Below are 16,739 nucleotides of genomic sequence, written 5' to 3' on the forward strand. Positions count from 1 at the left end.
ATAAATGACACTAAGGCATAGTCTGAAGCATTCTGCACTTGCAGCTTACTTGCAACAATTGGTTGTAGAGTCCTTGAAAATCAAGGGTTTTCAGCTATCCAAACGTTAATTTCAATTACCGAAGAGATAGGGAGACCTATCCCGGCGAGGAACGAGCCTTGCAAAACACATTCGTGTGGACATCCCCCGAATTCCAACCCTTGGAATCGGGGGATTTTTTTATAGTGCCATAATGTACGAAGCAAAACGAATGCTTTATGCGAAAAGGCGCCTATGCGTTCTTTGGGATTTCAAAGAACGCACCTTAAATGCGCTGGCCTTTGCGGGCGCGCAGGATATAGTAAGCGACACAGGCTGCCAGTGTGAACAGCGCCGCCAGCACTGTCGAGAACCCGATATTGAAGAGGACAGGCTCAGGCCGGGAGCTGGCGAACCAGGCGTAAGGTATCTTCACAAGGAAGATGGCGCATAACCCCTGGGCCATCACAAAAGTCGTTTTCCCGAGTCCGTTGAAGTATCCGGTAAAGCAGTAGGCGATGGAGAGGACGAAGCATTCTATGGATGTAGCTTTCAGGAATTCGGCGGAGGCGGCGATGACAGGAGCGTCGTCTATGAAGGCGGTCGACAGCAGATCTCCCTGGAAAAAGGCGAAAGCGGAAATAGAGCCACCGAGGATAATTGCTGTACGAAGACCGGTCCACATGGTCCTGACAGCCCGCTCATTTTGCCCGGCTCCGGAATTCTGAGCGACGAAAGCGGAGATGGCCTGCATATAAGACATGGGGATCAGCAACATGAACATCACCAGCTTTTCCGCAATGCCGACGCCGGCGGAAATGGTCACACCCAGCGCGTTCACAAAGCCCAGAAGGATCAGATATGAAATTTCATTGCACATATCCTGCAGCGCTATCGGTGAGCCGAGTCTGATGACGGAAAGCGCCGTCTTTTTATCAGGCGCGATGGAACTTTTTGAGAAAGGGAATGGCAGCCCCTTTTTCTTTATCACGACAGCTGAGAGGAAGACGCTTACTGCCTGCGCTGCTATAGTAGCTATGGCTACCCCCTCTGTTCCCATATGGAAAAGCTTTATCAGTGCTATATCGCCGATTATATTAGTGACGCAGGCTACGACTACAAAGAGGAGCGGCGCTTTGGAATTCCCCATGCCGCGAAAAATCGCACTTATCAGGTTATATCCTACGATGAATATGCTGCCGGCGCCGCAGATCTGGATGTAATGTACTGTCTTTTCGAATGCTTCGGGAGGAGCGTTCATAACTGACGCGATGGTTTCCGCGGTCAGGATGGTTATGATGCTCAGCAGGACCGCCAGTACAAGGAATATCCAGAGACTGGTAGTGATCACTCTGGCAGCTCCATGACCGTCGTTTTGCCCTATTTTTTGCCCCAAAAGCACGGTGGTCCCCATGGAAAGCCCGGTCACGAGCCCAGTCACGATGAGCATCGTCTGGCTGCCGGTGGATACGGCTGAGACATCGGCTGCTCCGCAGAAGGTGCCTACCGCCCATAGATCTACGGCTCCGTAGAGAGCCTGCAGTATCAGGGCCAGCAGTATAGGCAGGGAAAATCGGGTAAGTGTGGGAAGGATGGGGCCCGATAAAAATCCGCTAGATGATAGTTTTTCCATGATCAGCCTCCATTTATCTCTTCAAAGTTGATTTGTGAGATCATGTCGAGCATGTCACAGAATTTGCTGACATCCTCTGACGTATATTTTTCCGTGATCCGTTTTATGGCTTCGTTGTCCTGCATCCTGTAGACCTTGTATTTCGGGATGGCCTCCTCATTGACAAAAAGGCAGTTCTTGCGGCGGTCCTTGGGGTCAGGCTCCTTGGTCACCAGACCTTTTCGGATCAGCTCGTTGATCTTCAGAGTCACTGCAGGTTTCGAGATGTGAAGCAGATCCGCTATCTGCGATGCAGTACATTTGCCATTCATCGTAAAAATAAGCTCCAGATAGAGGAGGCTGTTGTATGTTATATTTTCGTCGACAAACTGTTTGTTCATCAGACGCAGATCACACAGCGCCGTGCTGTAGTAAAATTTGTCCAGTGATTTTCGCAGATCCATTGGACCCTCCTTTCCTTTGATTTTCCTTTTGTCTGTTTGTCCTGTCTGCAGCTGACGTGGAAAATCATGCGAACAAAATAGTTAAGCAATAATATTTATTATAGCTTAACTATTTTGCGGAGTCAAGAATTTACGGAGTCAAGAAAAGTGCAGGCCGGATCAGCCAGAATAATAGCGGGCTTACTGTCGTGTATCTCTTCCCGATGGGGCTATTGAGGCAGATGAAAATGGCTTAAATTAGGACTTGCGAAAGCAGGGATTTGATTATATGATTTAAGAAAATACGGTTGATTCTGAAAATGATGAGGAGGGAAGAAATGTTCAGAGAAATGCGACTGAAAGAAGATAACCAGCTGCCTCAGGAACAGGCTCTGGAAATGTTGGAAAAGGCCCGGTATGGCGTAATGGCGCTGGACGGGGACGACGATTATCCTTATACAGTCCCGGTGAATTTCGTATTCGACGACAATAAGATATATTTCCATGGCGCTACAGAGGGACACAAGGTGGATGCCATAAAGCGCAGCGACAAGGCGTCCTTCTGTGTGGTGACCAAAGCGGATATCGTCCCGGACGCATATAATTGCCTGTTCCTCAGTACCGTGGCCTTCGGCAGGGTCAGACCGGCGAAGGGTGAGCAGGAAAAGCGCAGGGCTCTGGAGCTGATGATAGACAAATACTCCAAGGGCTTCGAAGAAGGCGGACGCAAGTACATCAATGCTTCCTGGGATGAGGTGCAGGCTTTTGTCATAGAACTGGAGCACATCACAGGCAAGAAGGGGACACCATAAAGACGCGGGCTGCCGCAGATCCGGCGAGATGCATTTCCGTTGGAGTCTTGTTGCCGGAGTTTGCAAATCAAAGCATTTTTCGGCAGCGTCAACACGGCGTTGTGCCGGATTTCCGTTCTAAAAAGAAAATTCGGCAGGAAGAACCGGGGAAATTTTATTTCCTGGCAAGTTGACGATCCTGATGTGGAAAATATTTGAAATCGATTGCCGAAAAAATACAAGAAACAGAAAATCCGGCACGCCCCTTGCCGGATTTTGATTTAAAACGTGAGATTCGGCAAGGAGCTGTGTCAAGGCTGCCGGAGAATCGGGCCCGACTGAGAATCCGGCAAGAACCCGTGTCAGAGGTGCCGGATCATGAAGGATTTCGTGATATCCGGCAAGGGAGGCCATCCACATACGCCAGCGGAACCAAAGTTTTTTACAAGGCTTAGGTATTTTGCAATTTAGAGCAAAGCGGAGCTGAAACATCCCTCAAAAAACACCTTTACATTCCATGGAGGATATGGTAGGATAATTTCGCTATAAAAATCTAACTAACGTTAGTTAAAAAATAAGTCAAAAAAGAAAAATGCATATATCAAAGGAGGTAAACATGTCTTGGATATATCTTATCGCAGGAAGCTTCATGGAAATTGGCTGGGCCACAGGAGTGTCTCTCATAGATGGTGACGTGAGGCCGGGGATGGTGGTCGCTGTGGCAGCGATGCTGATGATCAGTTTCTGGTTGTTCTCAAAATCGTTGACGGGCATCCCTGTTTCGACGGCATATGCTGTTTTTACAGGGATAGGATCTGTCGGAACAGTGGTAGTGGGGATGGCGTTCCTCGGAGATCATTTCAGTCTGCTGAAAGTTTTGCTTATCGCGGCGTTGATAGGTTGCATAATCGGTCTGAAATTCATACCGGAGAGAAAGGCTGGCGAAGCTGAGTGCCGGACGGGCGGGATCGCTGGCCAAGCTGCTGAAGCTGCAGGTCAAGCGGGAAAGGCTGCCTGCGAGACAGGGAAGGAAGGAGGCAGATGATATGAGCTGGCTGATAATCATTTTGTCGGGTTGTATGGAGATCGGCGTGGTATATAATGTAAAGAAGTCGGAGGGCTTCACGAAGCTCAAGTATACTCTCCTCTGCTTCATGTTCATATTTTTCAGCGTATCCCTGCTGTACGCGGCTCTCAGGGGCATACCCATCAGCGTCGGATATGCGGTATGGACGGGAATTGGCTCCGCGGGAAGTGTCCTGATGGGGATGTTCCTCTTCAAGGAGTCTAAAGACATGAGGAAAATACTGTTGGTGAGTGGTATAATAATATGCGTGATAGGATTGAAGCTGGTGTCATGAATAAATCCGCGGCGGAGAGAATAGCCGCGGGATCGGGAGGCAGTCGTGAAAAAAGGTGAGGAGACGAGACAGAAAATACTGGACGAGGCTATCGTCCTGTTCGCGGAAAGCGGATATGAAAAAGCTTCCATGAGAGAGCTGGCAGGACGGGTCCATATCAAGGCTCCATCCATGTACGCGTATTTTTCGGGAAAGGAGACGCTGTTCATCAGCGTCTGCGATTTCGTATTCGGCGAGTACCGTCGGTTCATTCGCCGATACGCGGCGGAAATCAGGCCTATGCCTGCTGAAGAGAAGCTGCAGGGGCTGATGAAGATGATGAACGAATACTTCTACGGCACGGAGGAAGGCCGCTTTCTCAGACGGTACTTTTTCGCGCCGCCGCCGCAATTCGAAGAGCTCTTCACGAATTTTTACAGGGAAGGAGAGGATGAGATGCGGAAGGTGATATATGAGGCCGTTGAAAGAGAGCCGGAGATATTCCTCTCCGGGGAAACGGTGACTCAGGCATTTATATGTATACTGGATGGTATGTTCTTCCACATGCTCAACGACTCCCGCCAGGCTTATGAGGAAAAATTCCGGGAAGTCTGGAAAGTCTTCTGGAACGGCATAAAAAGATAGAGAGGCGTTAACAGAAATTTTACATTACAATCTTGCGGAAGCGTAGCTTTTCAGATAAACTCCACACAGATTGTGTTATACTAACCACAAAGGATAACCAGGAGGATAAACAGGAATTTACGATGAACCGCGAAGAAGACATCAATAAGGAGAAAGTTAAAGTATACGTCATAGGGCATAAGAACCCGGATACTGATTCCATATGCTCAGCGATCGCCTACAGCGATCTGAAAAATCGCACTGGTGAAGGATGTACGGATTATATCGCCTGCCGGGCGGGGATAGTCAATGAAGAGACTAAGTTCGTACTGGATTATTTCGGAGTACCGGCTCCCCATTATCTGAGCACAGTGCGGCCGGAGATCGGGGATATAGAGCTGAACCTCATAAGAGGTATAGAAAGTGATGATTCTATAAAGGTGGCCTGGGAGCTGATGCGAAAGCAGGATTCCAGATCGGTCCCGGTCCTCTCCGACGGCAAGCTGGAGGGTATCGTTTCCATAACGGATATCGCGCAGTCCTATATGGATGAGAGCGACAGTCATGTGCTGGCCAATGCCGAGACCAGGTTTTCCAGCATCGCCGAAACGCTGAATGGTCAGGTAATCTGTGGAGATAAGGATGCCCTTTATACAGAAGGAAAGGTGACGATAGCAGCATCCAGCCCGGATGTGATGGAAGGCTTCATAGAAGAATCGGATCTGGTGATATCGGGAGACAGGTTCGAGACTCATTTCACTGCCATAGAGCTGGGGGCCAAATGCCTGGTGCTTTGCCAGGGTTCGACGCCTACCAATACCATAAAGAAGCTGGCCATGGAAAGGGGATGTGTGATCATCAGCACTCCATATGACACATTCACTACGGCCAGGTTGATAAACCAGAGTATACCTGTGAAGTTTTTCATGACCGACGAGAATCTGATCTCGTTTCAGATGTCCGACTCACTGGAGGACATCGAGGAGACGATGAAGACATACAGGTTTCACAATTTTCCCGTTATCGACAAGAACGAGCGGTATCTGGGATTTATTTCACGAAGAAGACTGCTCAATATCAATCGCAAGAAGGTGATCCTGGTAGATCACAATGAGATAGCTCAGGCGGTGGACGGTATGGAAAACGCTCAGGTGCTGGAAATAATAGATCATCACAGGCTGGGCGGGTTTGAGACTCTGGGGCCTGTGTATTTCAGGAATCAGCCGGTAGGCTGTACCGCCACTATAATTTTTCAAATGTATACTGAGGCGGGATTGGTGCCTGACGAGAAGATGGCCGGCCTGCTGATGGCTGCCATCATTTCCGATACATTGGTGTTCAGGTCGCCTACCTGTACGGAAGCTGACAAAAAGGCGTGTGAGAAGCTGGCGGAGCTGGCAGGGACGGATATCAGGGAGTTCGCTCATCAGATGTTTGAAGCCGGAAGCAGTCTGCAGAGCAAGACGCCGGAGGAGATCTGTTATCAGGATTTCAAACGTTTCACTAATGAGGGGTATTCCTTTGGAGTGAGTCAGGTAACCTTTATGGATCAGGAGGAGCTGGACAATATAAAGAAAAAGGTAGAGCCATGCCTCAGGACTGTCATGGAAAGCCAGGATCTGGACATGATGTTCATGATGATGACCAACATCGTAGAGACTAATACCGAGTTGCTCTGCTGTGGGCCGATGGCGGATGAAATGGTGCGGGAAGCCTTCGATATTCCGGAGGAAGCGGAACGTATCATACTGAAAGGCATCGTTTCGAGGAAGAAACAGTTCCTGCCTCCTTTTGCCGAGGCATTGCAGAATAACGGATGATTTTTCAGAGAAAAGCCCCGCCGATCAACGGCGGGATTTTTGTATGGCGGACGTTGGATGTCCTGAAAGTGTAAAACCGATCCGGTATGATAAACGATATGATATAATGAAGCTCAGAGGTGAGGATATGAAGAAAAATGAAGTGCGGGAAGCTGCAAGTGGCTGTGATATCAAAGATCTTCGCGGGACGCCGCAGCTCAGAGAAGCTGCCGCCCGGTGGTTTTATGAGAAGTGGGGCGTTGCGGAGGGCGTGCCTGAGCAGGAATACCTGGATAGCATAGATTCGAGCATAAAAGGGGATGAGCCTTTTCCGCGGTGGTATGTGGTCGTGTCGCGGGACGGGGATATCATAGCCGGAGCAGGGGTCATAGATAATGATTTTCACGAGAGAAAGGATCTGGCGCCTAATATATGCGCTCTATACGTGGAGCCGGAGTTTCGCTGCCATGGCATTGCCGGATGCTTGCTGGAAAAGATATGCGGTGATATGAAGCAGGAGAGCATCGAGGCCATGTACCTCGTCACCGACCATACAGGATTTTATGAGAGATATGGATGGGAGTTCATGGGAATGGTGAAGTCGGAAGATGGCGGCGATCTGAGGATGTATGTTCGCAAGTGAATGCGCGGAGATGCAGCAGGTGCTGTTTTTTCGGGGCCTGGTCTTGCGGGGTCAGTTTTTGGACAGCGCATTGAAGACTGATGAAGAGGAAGGGGACGAGTCATGATGGCGGATATGGTGATGAGAAACGGCAGGATCTATACTATGGATGAAGGTTTCACCGTGGCCGAGGCTATAGCGATCAAAGATGGAGAAATACTCTGGACAGGTGATGGCGCGGATGCGGGGAGATTTATTTCGAAAGATACGAAAGTGGTGGATCTGGGCGGCAAGACAGTGCTACCGGGCTTGATAGATATGCATGTCCACGTGCCGGGAAACGCGTACAACGCCCTTCACAACATTGATGTTTATGATGCCAAGACTGCCGAAGAGACAGAGGAGATCATAAGGGATTTCATTAAAACCCATCCGGAAAAGGATGTGTACTATGGCAAAGGTTTCAAGACAGCCCTGTTCCCCGGTGATGAGAAGATCAAAGGGCCGCGAAAGGAACGGCTCGACGCTATCTGCTCCGATAAGCCGATAGGTATCATAGACGAAGGCGGTCATGTGATATGGCTCAATAGCAAAGGACTGGAAGAGGCCGGGATAACCGGGACGACGGAAGATATCCCCGGCGGAGTCATTGAAAAGGATGCTCAGGGGAATCTTTGGGGGATACTCAAGGACGAGGCGAAGAAGCTGTTCAAGGAGCAGCAGTTCTCTCGGGAGGAAAAGATCCAGGCATACCAATGGTTTCAGGATCTGATGAATTCCTATGGTTATACGACCGTTCTGGCGATGCGTCAGTCCGCGTCTTCAGATCCGGTGCCTATATTTGATATCATGAGGTATTTCGAAGACGGCGATAAGCTTTCTCTGAGGATAGATGGCGCTCGTGAGATAAAGGCTGTAGAAAACAAACTATCGCAGATAGACGATCTTGAGAGGACGAGGCGCGATCTGAGCACTGCCGGGAGCTGTATCAGAGCGACTACAGCCAAGTTTTTCCTTGACGGGACGGTCGAAGGATTGAGCGCGTTCCTGAAGGAGCCTTACTGTGTGGAGAAAGACGGCGAACCGTATCGCGGGGAGCTCCTGTGGGATTCGGTCGAGCTGACGGAGACTTTTGAAGAGGTCCTTCGCAGAGGATTCAATATCCATATCCACGGAGTGGGCGATGGTGCTGTCGCTGTAGCTGTCGAAGCGCTGGAGCGGGCGCAGTGTGCTGTCGCCGGCGATCATAGAAACTGTATCACCCACTTGCAGCTTGTTGAAGACGATGATATCAGGAAGATGGGAGAGCTGGGGATGGTGGCCTGTGTCAATACTTACTGGCATCTCAAAGATCCGTCCATATATTTTGACAGTGAAGAGGTTCTTCTGGGTGAAGAACGGGCAGCCCGGGAATATCCGTTGAAAAAATTAATCGATAATGGAGTGCTCGTCACGTGCTCCGCTGATTATCCTTCGTCGCCTGATCCTAACCCTTTCTTCGCGATACAGGCAGGCGTGACGAGAAACCTGTACGATGCCGATTATTTCGGCGTCGGAGCGATAGACGATGAAGATGATCCTCGCTGGCTGCTGGGGCCTGAAGAGCGTGTGAGCGTTGAAGACATGGTGAGAGCCTATACTTCCAATGCTGCGTTTGCCATGCACCGTGAACAGGAGATAGGCACCCTGGAGCCGGGAAAGAAGGCCGACATGATCATCATAGACAGAGATATTTTTGCCATAGATTATCTTGATATAGAGAAAACGAAAGTGCTGGAGACGATATTCGATGGCAGGGTCGTCTACAAAGCGTGATCCCGGGCAATCTCCGAAGATATGCGGTTTGACGCGTACATGAATAAAAGGAGCGCCGGGTCAACGATCTATATCCGTTGACCCGGCGCTCCTTTTTATATACAGTTCATCGATATCATCGGATCTGACAGAGCTGTATGGCCGGACCATCTTTTTGCGAAGATATCCGTGTCCTATCTCTTGTTATCCTATCTCTTGTTGCTCTGTCTCCAGATACCCATCTTTTCGGCGTCTTTTATCAGCTGATCTCTGAAATCAGGATGGGCTATGGAGATGAGAGCTTCGGCTCTCTCCCATGTAGTCAGCCCCTTCAGGATGACTTTGCCGTATTCCGTCACTACATAGTGAGTGTTGGTCCTGGTATCGGTCACGATGGAGCCTTCCGTCAGTGTCGGCTTTATTCTGGATTTTATATTGCCGGCCTTGTCTGTAAAGGTAGAGGAGCAGCAGATAAAGCTCTTTCCGCCTTTGGACAGATACGCTCCCAGCACAAAGTCCAGCTGGCCGCCCGCGCCGCTGATATGTTTGGTTCCTGCCGACTCTGCATTCACCTGCCCGAACAAGTCGATGTCTACTGCGTTGTTGATGGAAATGAAGTTGTCTATGGAGCTCACGACTCTGATATCATTGGTATAATCTACCGGCGCGCTCATGCACTCAGGATTGTTGTTTATGTAATCGTAAAGCTTCTGAGTACCGGCGCCAAAAGCGTATGCTTGCCTGCCTGGATCTACCGTCTTGCATGAGCCGTTGATCTTGCCCGACATGGCGATGTCGACGAACGCGTCTACATACATTTCTGTATGGACGCCCAGGTTTTTCAGGTCAGAACCTGCTATGAGGGATCCTACCGCATTAGGCATTCCACCGATCCCCAGCTGGAGGCATGCGCCGTTAGGTATTTCCTCGACGATGAGCTGAGCCACCTTTTCATCTATCTCGCTGGTAGGACCGGCAGGGAGTTCCTCCATAGCAGTGTTGGAACTTTCCACTATGTGATCGATCTTGGAGATATGTATTTTTTCTCCGCCCGGGTTTCCGCCCAGCGCTACAGGCATATTTTCATTGACTTCAACTACGATACACTTGGCTCTGCTGCACATGTCAGCCATATGGGATGCGCTGGGACCGAAATTGAAGTAGCCTTCCTCGTCCATCGGCGATACCCTGAACATGGCAACGTCTACAGGATCCGGCAGATCCCTGTAATATCTTGGCAGCTCTGAATATCTGATAGGAGCGTAGTAAGCGATGCCCTGAGCGATAGCCTTTCGCTCGATGCCTGTCATATGCCAGCTGTTCCAGCAGAGATGCTTCGGAGCGTCCTCGATCTTGAAGATTTCAGGTACTCTCAATACGATACCGCCGCGAAACTTCAGATCAGTGAGATCCTCTTCTGTGATCCTTTTGGCCAGCGCTTTGTCGAGATCTACCGGAACGCCGACGCCCCATCCAAAATCGACCCAATCGCCTGACTTGACGGTCTCGGTCGCCTTTTCAGCGGAAATAAGTTTGCTTTCATATTCATTTTTAAAATTTGCCATACTGTTTCCCCGTTTCTGTTGATTTTCGAAATTCGTTAATAATATCACAGAACATTATACTATATTTTGGGCTGAGGATAAAGACAAAATAGCCAGGAGACCGGCGGACTCCCTCGGTCTCTTTCGGTCAAAAGCCCGGGCCGTTCGCTCAGCCCAAAGTCCGGCCTGCTGCCTCAGCTTAAAGCCAGGGCCGCCGGGCAGAAAGCAGAATGTGCGAGTGCGAAACACCGAGCCGGGCTGGACAAATACCCCACATAGGTATTCGTTGCTTTGACAGACGGTTTTCGCGGTACATTCCTTCGAAAGCTATACTTGATATTTCGAAAGATGCAATTTAGAGTATAACGTTTCTCTGCGTATCGCCTGGCAAACCGGCAGCTTTGGACAAAGATTCGGCCAGATATTTATTTTTGTATGACTTTTAGAGGGAAAATACCCCCTTGTAATATGTTTTTTTGATGTCGCCAAACGTTGCTGCTATACCTATTTCCCTTTGAGGCAGGGAAATGAGTATAACTTAAATACCAAAAAAACCCATATAGCTCGGATTTCCATTAACAATTGTATAATTTGAGATGTTCAGGGGGGCATGATGAAAGAAATAAAAAAGCCGGCCTTGCAGGCGCGGCGAAGCTTCCGGTATACGGCCCGGTCTGAGTGATGGAGCGTCCGGTGCCGTTATCTTGACGGATACGCGGCATTTCCATATCCGTTATCTGTATTATACACCGCCGCCTGCCCGGAATACATCGCATAGGGGTTAAAGAAAAGTAAAAGCTGCGTAAAGGCTGGCGGGAGCAGCTCTCGTCGGCCACATCGTTCATCCGCCGCCAGCTATCGGCGACATCAGTCCGTATAGGAATTAAAATCCACGTGGAGCCTCATGCAGACTTCCAGCAAAAAGATTTCGTCGTGGTTTTTGAGGGACATACCGGTCAGATCCTCGATTTTCTCAAGCTGGTAGATCAGGGTCTGCCTGTGCCTGTCCAGCTTCCGGGAGACTTCCGAGATGTTCTTGTATGTGAGGAAGGCCCGCAGGGTGTCCATCAGCTTCGTGCTTCTGGTCTTATCGTATTCCACGACAGGGGCCAGTATATTGTAGGCGCTCTCGGTGAAGGCCTCGTCGGAGGACAGGATGGACATCATGTTGTAGATGAGGGTGTTCTCATAGAAATACCGTTTGCCAAGGCGGATGTCGTTCATGCAAAGTTCTTCTGCCAGCTTGGCGTGGAGATAGTAGTTTCTGAAATCCGTCGGTCCTTCCTTTATCTCGCTTACACCCCAGGAAAAGGTCAGCCTGGAAGATACGGCCCGCAGCTTTTCCTCCGCCAGGTCGAGGAACCTGGCAACCTGGTCCTTTCCGGAAGATAGGGACACTTCGAGATAGGCGATGATGGCATTGTTGTGGTAAGTGACCATTGCTTCCCGTCCCAGAGATTTCGCTGTCTTCATGAATACGTTTCGAACGGTATTTATGTTGGAATCTATCCAGTTCTGCCGCCACTCATCACTGTCGTGGGAGTCGAGCCGCACCCGTCCGACGATACAGGTGTAGCTGCGCTTTAAGTTGAGGCCCATCAGCTTGGCTGTGCGCAGTATCTTTTCTGACGACGGGTCGCTGCCGTTGACCAGGCTCCAGATGAGATCGTCCCTGGCCATGCTCTGGGTCCTTTCGATGATCTCATCCCTGTAGAACCACAGAGATAAAGTCGGAGAAAGGGTGTTGCTAAGCAGGGCCAGCAGTTCTCGCGTCTTTTCATCGCTGAGGCACAGATGACCGTACAGGTGACCGTTGGATTTCAGCGCTATCCGTGTCGTTTCAGGGGCAGCAGGGTTCCCTCCCACCACGTTGTCGCTCATGTCTGTGATGGAAACGTCACACCCCAGGCTTTTGGAGATAATACGGGCGGCGGAGCTGATGTCGGCACCGTTGAGGAAGCTTTTCAGCATGTCCGCCTGCAGATTTTCCACCTTCTTGACATCTCTGTTGTAGTCGTCGTGGAGCCTGTCCAGGACAGCCTCGCAGATGTCCGCGAACCGCACGTCCCACGGTATCATCAGGATCGGCAGATCGCCGCTTCTGGCCAGCTCCGCATTTTCCCGGCTCAGGGACATATCGTCGCCCGGAATGGCCAGCAGGAAAATGCTGGCTCCGGCCTGTATCAGACCTTCGATGAACTGGGTCATGAGGGACTCGTCTTTGACGTAAGGCGTGGCAATGCTCAGAACCATCTCGTTTTTCCTTATGAAATCGTCCAGAGGAAGGTCGTTTACGGAGACGTATTCGATGGGTCTGTCCCCCGGGATGTCTGCTCCGGTCAGGTTCTTGTAGCGCGTGATGATGTTGAGTTTTAAAAATTCTTCGATGGTAAACATGGTGTAGGCCCTCCGTGGTTTAATTATATTATGATAGTAGGAAAAGCTTTTCATACAATTTGTCTGAAAAAAATGAAAAAATATTCAGATAAATTGTCGTTGAGATGGAGATCCTGTCGTCGTAAGATTGCCTTAAGATAAGCTTATCAAACGGCCGATGTTGCAAAATTCGTATTCGGGAGGTAGATTATGCAGACAGGAGAAAACCTTAACAAGAAGATGGGCTTCTGGCAGATCTGGGCTCTTGGCGTCGGCGCCGTAGTCGGCGACGGGATGTTTCTGATGGTAGCCTCGGGGGCCGAGCAGGCGGGGCCGGCATGTATCATCTCATATGTAGTGGCCGGTCTTCTGCTGATGTGCATATGCATGAACGCGTCAGAGCTGGCGGTGGGAATGCCGGTGGCGGGTTCGATGTACAACTGGAGTGAGAGAATATTGGGGCCTCGCTGGGGGTTGTTTTCGGCTTTTGGAAATATCCTGATGGATATCGTATTTCTGGGCTCCGTAGGACTTGGAACGGGATATATTTCCAATTACTTCTTCATGTGGACCGATAACGCCGACCTGTCAGCGGTGATATGGGGAATACTGATACTGTCCATAGTGTTCTTCGTAACGCTGCTGGGAGGAGATGTGACGGGCAAAGCGCAGCTGGTCCTCATCGTGATACTGGTAGGTATAATGGCAATTTTTACTGTAGTAGGGATCTTTTCGGGACATATAGACGGTGACAATTACAAACCGTTCATGCCGTTCGGAGGACAGGGAATAATCCTCGCCATGTGCGCCGGGACGTACATGTACATGGGTCCGCTGACGCTGCTGGCCTCAGCGGGAGAGACGAAGGATGTGACCATAATGCCGCGGGCTATGTTCTGGGCCTTCGTGACGATAATACTTCTCTATGCAGCAGCTATCCTGGTATGCCTTGGCCTCGTCAATTATCAGGAGATGTCCACGATGGCATCGCCGTTCACCATGGCTGCTCAGTACGCCTTCGGAGACGCCGCGGGGATCGTGATAAACTTCGCAGCCTGGATAGCCTGCGTTACGTGTCTGATAGGAGAGATATTCTCGGCATCGAGGCTCCTTTATGGCATGAGCTTCTTCGGAGCTACACCTAAAGTCTTTGGAAAGACCAACAGGAGAGGCGTCCCGCATATAGGACTGACGGTATCCTACATCATCGGCGTGGTGCTGATGCTTCTGGGAATAGTGCCTCAGTTGGGAAATGCTTACACGATGCTGGCCAGCGTGGCGACGGCTTGCGGGATAGTGTGCCTGATAATAACCATCATCGCCAGCTATATGTACAAGAAGAAATTCGCAGACGAATACAACGCCCTTCCTTGGAAGCTGAAGGGAAAGACCTTCTTCTTCATAATCGGTCTTATAGGCTGCGGCGTGCTGTTTTACTCGTCCTTCATATCCAGCATTTCCACAGCCATATGCGTTGTTGTCTTCTTCGTACTGCTGATGATCTACTACCAGCTTTACGCCAAACCTAATGCGGAAAAACTGAAGAAGGAAAGAGAGAACCAGTAGAGCATTTACATAACGATGAAAGGCCGCCGGCCGGCGCCCTGAGACGGACGACCCGGCGGAGAAAGGAGCAAAAAGATGAAAGTTATAGACCTTACCCACACTATATCCGAAGATATGCCGGTATATCCGGGAACCGAGCCACCGAAACTCCAGCAGGCTAACACCTACGAAGTGGACGGCTTCAAGGAAACGCTGATGTCCATGTATTCTCACACAGGCACCCACATGGATCCGCCTAACCACCTCTTTGCCGACAGGACCACCCTGGATGCCTTTCCGGCAGAGCAGTTCGTGGGAAAGGCTCTGGTCATAGATTGCAGAGACCTGGGCGAAGGTGATACAATAACTATCGATAGGATAAAGAAGTACGGCAAGAAAGCCGAAGATGCCGATTTCCTCCTCTTTAACCTGGGATGGGACGATAGATGGGGAACCCCGGACTATTACAAGGACTACGCCTGCATTGACGATGACGTGGTGGATTTCATACTGGCGACGAATAAGAAGGGCGTGGGACTGGATGTCATCGGCATCGACCCTATACCGGACGAAGACCTGCCGATACACAAGAGGTTGTTCAGAGAGCACGAGATAGTGAACATCGAGAATCTGAAGAACCTCGACAAGTGCGGCGACGATCTGTTCTGGTTCTTCGCACTGCCGCTGAAGTGGGAAAAGGCGGACGGAGCGCCTATCAGGGCGGTAGCATTTTGGGAGTAACAAAAACACGGAGTGAACGCTATGAGAGAATTTTTACTGCAGCACGCCTGCAAAGACCCGGTATCCTTTCACATGCCGGGCCACAAGGGAGCGGCTATATTCAGAAAGTACGGATACGGGGAATTCCTCGATAATTTCGTGGACTGTGACGTCACCGAGATACCGGGGGCCGACAATCTCTTTCAGGCGGAAGGGATAATAATGGAGGCGCAGAAGAAGTACAGCAGGCTGTACCAGGTGGACCATTCGTACCTGCAGATAAACGGAACCAGCGGCGGACTTATCGCCTCCGTACTGGCGACGGTGAAGCCTGGCCGGAAGCTGATAATGGCCAGGAACTGTCACAAGTCGGTATTCAACGCCCTGATGCTGGGCGGGATACAGCCGGTATACGCCCAGCCGGAGCTGATAAAGGAGCACGGTATAATGGGAGCGGTGTCGCCGGAGGAGATAGAGCGGTGTATCAGGGAAAATCCCGACGCCGACGCCGTGATACTTCCCAGTCCCAATTACTACGGGATATGCAGCGACATTAGGAAGATAGCGGAAGTGGCCCACAGGGCGGGAAAGATCCTGATAGTCGACCAGGCTCACGGGGCTCATCTGAAATTTTTCCACCAGCTGGGATTTGGCGACGGCATGCCGGAGGCGGCCGAAGACTGCGGCGCCGACCTGGTTGTCAACAGCATACACAAAACGCTGGCATCTCTGACCCAGAGCGCGGTGCTGAACCTCAAGTCGGAGCTGGTGGACAGATACGTGCTGGAGGACAAGCTGCAGGCTATCCAGAGCACCAGCCCTTCCTATATCCTCATGAGCTTTCTGGATATCAACGCCGATCTGCTGGCGGATCACGGCAGAGAGGCTATCGGAGAATGGCGGGCTGCCATAGACTATTTTTATGAAGAGGCAGCTGCCATAGCCGGGCTGAAGCTGATGAAGGCTGAAAACATGGATATGACAAAGATAAACCTCGACATGGGGGAACTGGGGATCGATGGAGCCGGATTGGAGCAGCTCCTGATGGAAAGGGGAATTTTCTCGGAGCTGTACACCGGCGATATACTGATGCTGATGACCGGGATAGGCAACACGAAGGCCCATATGGACAGGACGCTGGACGCTCTCAGAGAGATAGCTGAAACGGGGCCTGACCGTGAAGCCGCGGATGAAAGGCGCAGGAGAGATTACCACGTACCGGAAGCGGGGAAGCTGCGGGCCGTACCGGAGGAAAAGATATTTGTTCCGCTGGATGAAGCCGAGGGAAGGGTCTGCGCCGGGTCCATCATTCCTTATCCGCCGGGCATTCCGTTCGTGTGTCCCGGTGAAGAGATAACCGGCGATATCATCACGTACATAAGCGCCCTTCGCCGTGACGGGGAAAAAGTCATCGGCGTCAATGACAAAGGCTGCGTACTGGTAGGGAAATGACCGGGAAAGTCCGGAGCTGTGCCTGCGGTCAGAAGACCGCAGGGAAGCCACAGACAGAG

14 protein-coding genes are annotated in these 16,739 nt (G+C 50.7%); 10 read left to right on the forward strand and 4 right to left on the reverse strand.

Annotation, left to right across the window (positions count from 1 at the left end; translation table 11 throughout):
• Positions 1 to 304: 304 nt before the first annotated feature.
• Positions 305 to 1,651 carry an MATE family efflux transporter gene (locus tag ACQY69_RS09330; RefSeq protein WP_428260255.1) on the reverse strand — a complete coding sequence of 449 codons (1,347 nt, stop codon included), beginning with the start codon at positions 1,649 to 1,651 and terminating at the stop codon, positions 305 to 307.
• A 2-nt stretch (positions 1,652 to 1,653) separates the two neighbouring features.
• Entirely contained in the window at positions 1,654 to 2,094 is a 441-nt protein-coding gene (locus ACQY69_RS09335; protein WP_428260256.1) for a MarR family winged helix-turn-helix transcriptional regulator, read from the reverse strand.
• Positions 2,095 to 2,411: 317 nt separating this feature from the next.
• On the opposite strand from ACQY69_RS09335, the gene ACQY69_RS09340 reads away from it, so the two are divergent.
• The 7 genes from ACQY69_RS09340 (at position 2,412) to ACQY69_RS09370 (ending at position 9,064) form a co-directional block, all read left to right on the forward strand.
• Complete coding sequence (locus ACQY69_RS09340; RefSeq protein ID WP_428260257.1) at positions 2,412 to 2,885, forward strand: pyridoxamine 5'-phosphate oxidase family protein; 474 nt, start codon at positions 2,412 to 2,414, stop codon at positions 2,883 to 2,885.
• A gap of 595 nt (positions 2,886 to 3,480) precedes the next feature.
• Positions 3,481 to 3,909, forward strand: coding sequence for a DMT family transporter (locus ACQY69_RS09345; protein WP_428260258.1), 429 nt, complete (start codon positions 3,481 to 3,483; stop codon positions 3,907 to 3,909).
• Between the two features lies 1 nt (position 3,910).
• Positions 3,911 to 4,225, forward strand: a complete 315-nt coding sequence (locus ACQY69_RS09350) for a DMT family transporter (protein ID WP_428260259.1) — start codon at positions 3,911 to 3,913, stop codon at positions 4,223 to 4,225.
• A 45-nt stretch (positions 4,226 to 4,270) separates the two neighbouring features.
• Complete coding sequence (locus tag ACQY69_RS09355; RefSeq protein WP_428260260.1) at positions 4,271 to 4,849, forward strand: TetR/AcrR family transcriptional regulator; 579 nt, start codon at positions 4,271 to 4,273, stop codon at positions 4,847 to 4,849.
• 122 nt (positions 4,850 to 4,971) lie between these two features.
• A complete protein-coding gene (locus ACQY69_RS09360) occupies positions 4,972 to 6,648 on the forward strand; it encodes a putative manganese-dependent inorganic diphosphatase (RefSeq protein WP_428260261.1) in 1,677 nt (558 codons plus the stop codon).
• 127 nt (positions 6,649 to 6,775) lie between these two features.
• A complete protein-coding gene (locus ACQY69_RS09365; RefSeq protein ID WP_428260262.1) occupies positions 6,776 to 7,270 on the forward strand; it encodes a GNAT family N-acetyltransferase in 495 nt (164 codons plus the stop codon).
• A 102-nt stretch (positions 7,271 to 7,372) separates the two neighbouring features.
• Positions 7,373 to 9,064, forward strand: a complete 1,692-nt coding sequence (locus tag ACQY69_RS09370; protein WP_428260263.1) for an amidohydrolase — start codon at positions 7,373 to 7,375, stop codon at positions 9,062 to 9,064.
• Positions 9,065 to 9,252: 188 nt separating this feature from the next.
• Here ACQY69_RS09370 and ACQY69_RS09375 read toward each other — a convergent pair whose 3' ends face one another.
• Together ACQY69_RS09375 and ACQY69_RS09380 are read right to left on the reverse strand one after the other, a co-directional pair.
• A complete protein-coding gene (locus ACQY69_RS09375; RefSeq protein ID WP_428260264.1) occupies positions 9,253 to 10,608 on the reverse strand; it encodes a butyryl-CoA:acetate CoA-transferase in 1,356 nt (451 codons plus the stop codon).
• Between the two features lie 846 nt (positions 10,609 to 11,454).
• Entirely contained in the window at positions 11,455 to 12,984 is a 1,530-nt protein-coding gene (locus ACQY69_RS09380) for a PucR family transcriptional regulator (protein ID WP_428260265.1), read from the reverse strand.
• A 189-nt stretch (positions 12,985 to 13,173) separates the two neighbouring features.
• On the opposite strand from ACQY69_RS09380, the gene ACQY69_RS09385 reads away from it, so the two are divergent.
• From ACQY69_RS09385 to ACQY69_RS09395, 3 genes are all read left to right on the forward strand, one after another.
• Complete coding sequence (locus ACQY69_RS09385) at positions 13,174 to 14,529, forward strand: APC family permease (protein ID WP_428260266.1); 1,356 nt, start codon at positions 13,174 to 13,176, stop codon at positions 14,527 to 14,529.
• A 75-nt stretch (positions 14,530 to 14,604) separates the two neighbouring features.
• On the forward strand, positions 14,605 to 15,249 hold the full coding sequence (locus ACQY69_RS09390) for a cyclase family protein (RefSeq protein WP_428260267.1): 645 nt from the start codon (positions 14,605 to 14,607) through the stop codon (positions 15,247 to 15,249).
• A 21-nt stretch (positions 15,250 to 15,270) separates the two neighbouring features.
• Positions 15,271 to 16,680, forward strand: coding sequence for an aminotransferase class I/II-fold pyridoxal phosphate-dependent enzyme (locus tag ACQY69_RS09395; protein ID WP_428260268.1), 1,410 nt, complete (start codon positions 15,271 to 15,273; stop codon positions 16,678 to 16,680).
• Positions 16,681 to 16,739 lie beyond the last annotated feature (59 nt).

Source organism: Gallibacter sp. Marseille-QA0791 (assembly GCF_965119705.1).
GTDB lineage: Bacteria > Bacillota > Clostridia > Peptostreptococcales > Anaerovoracaceae > Lentihominibacter > Lentihominibacter excrementipullorum.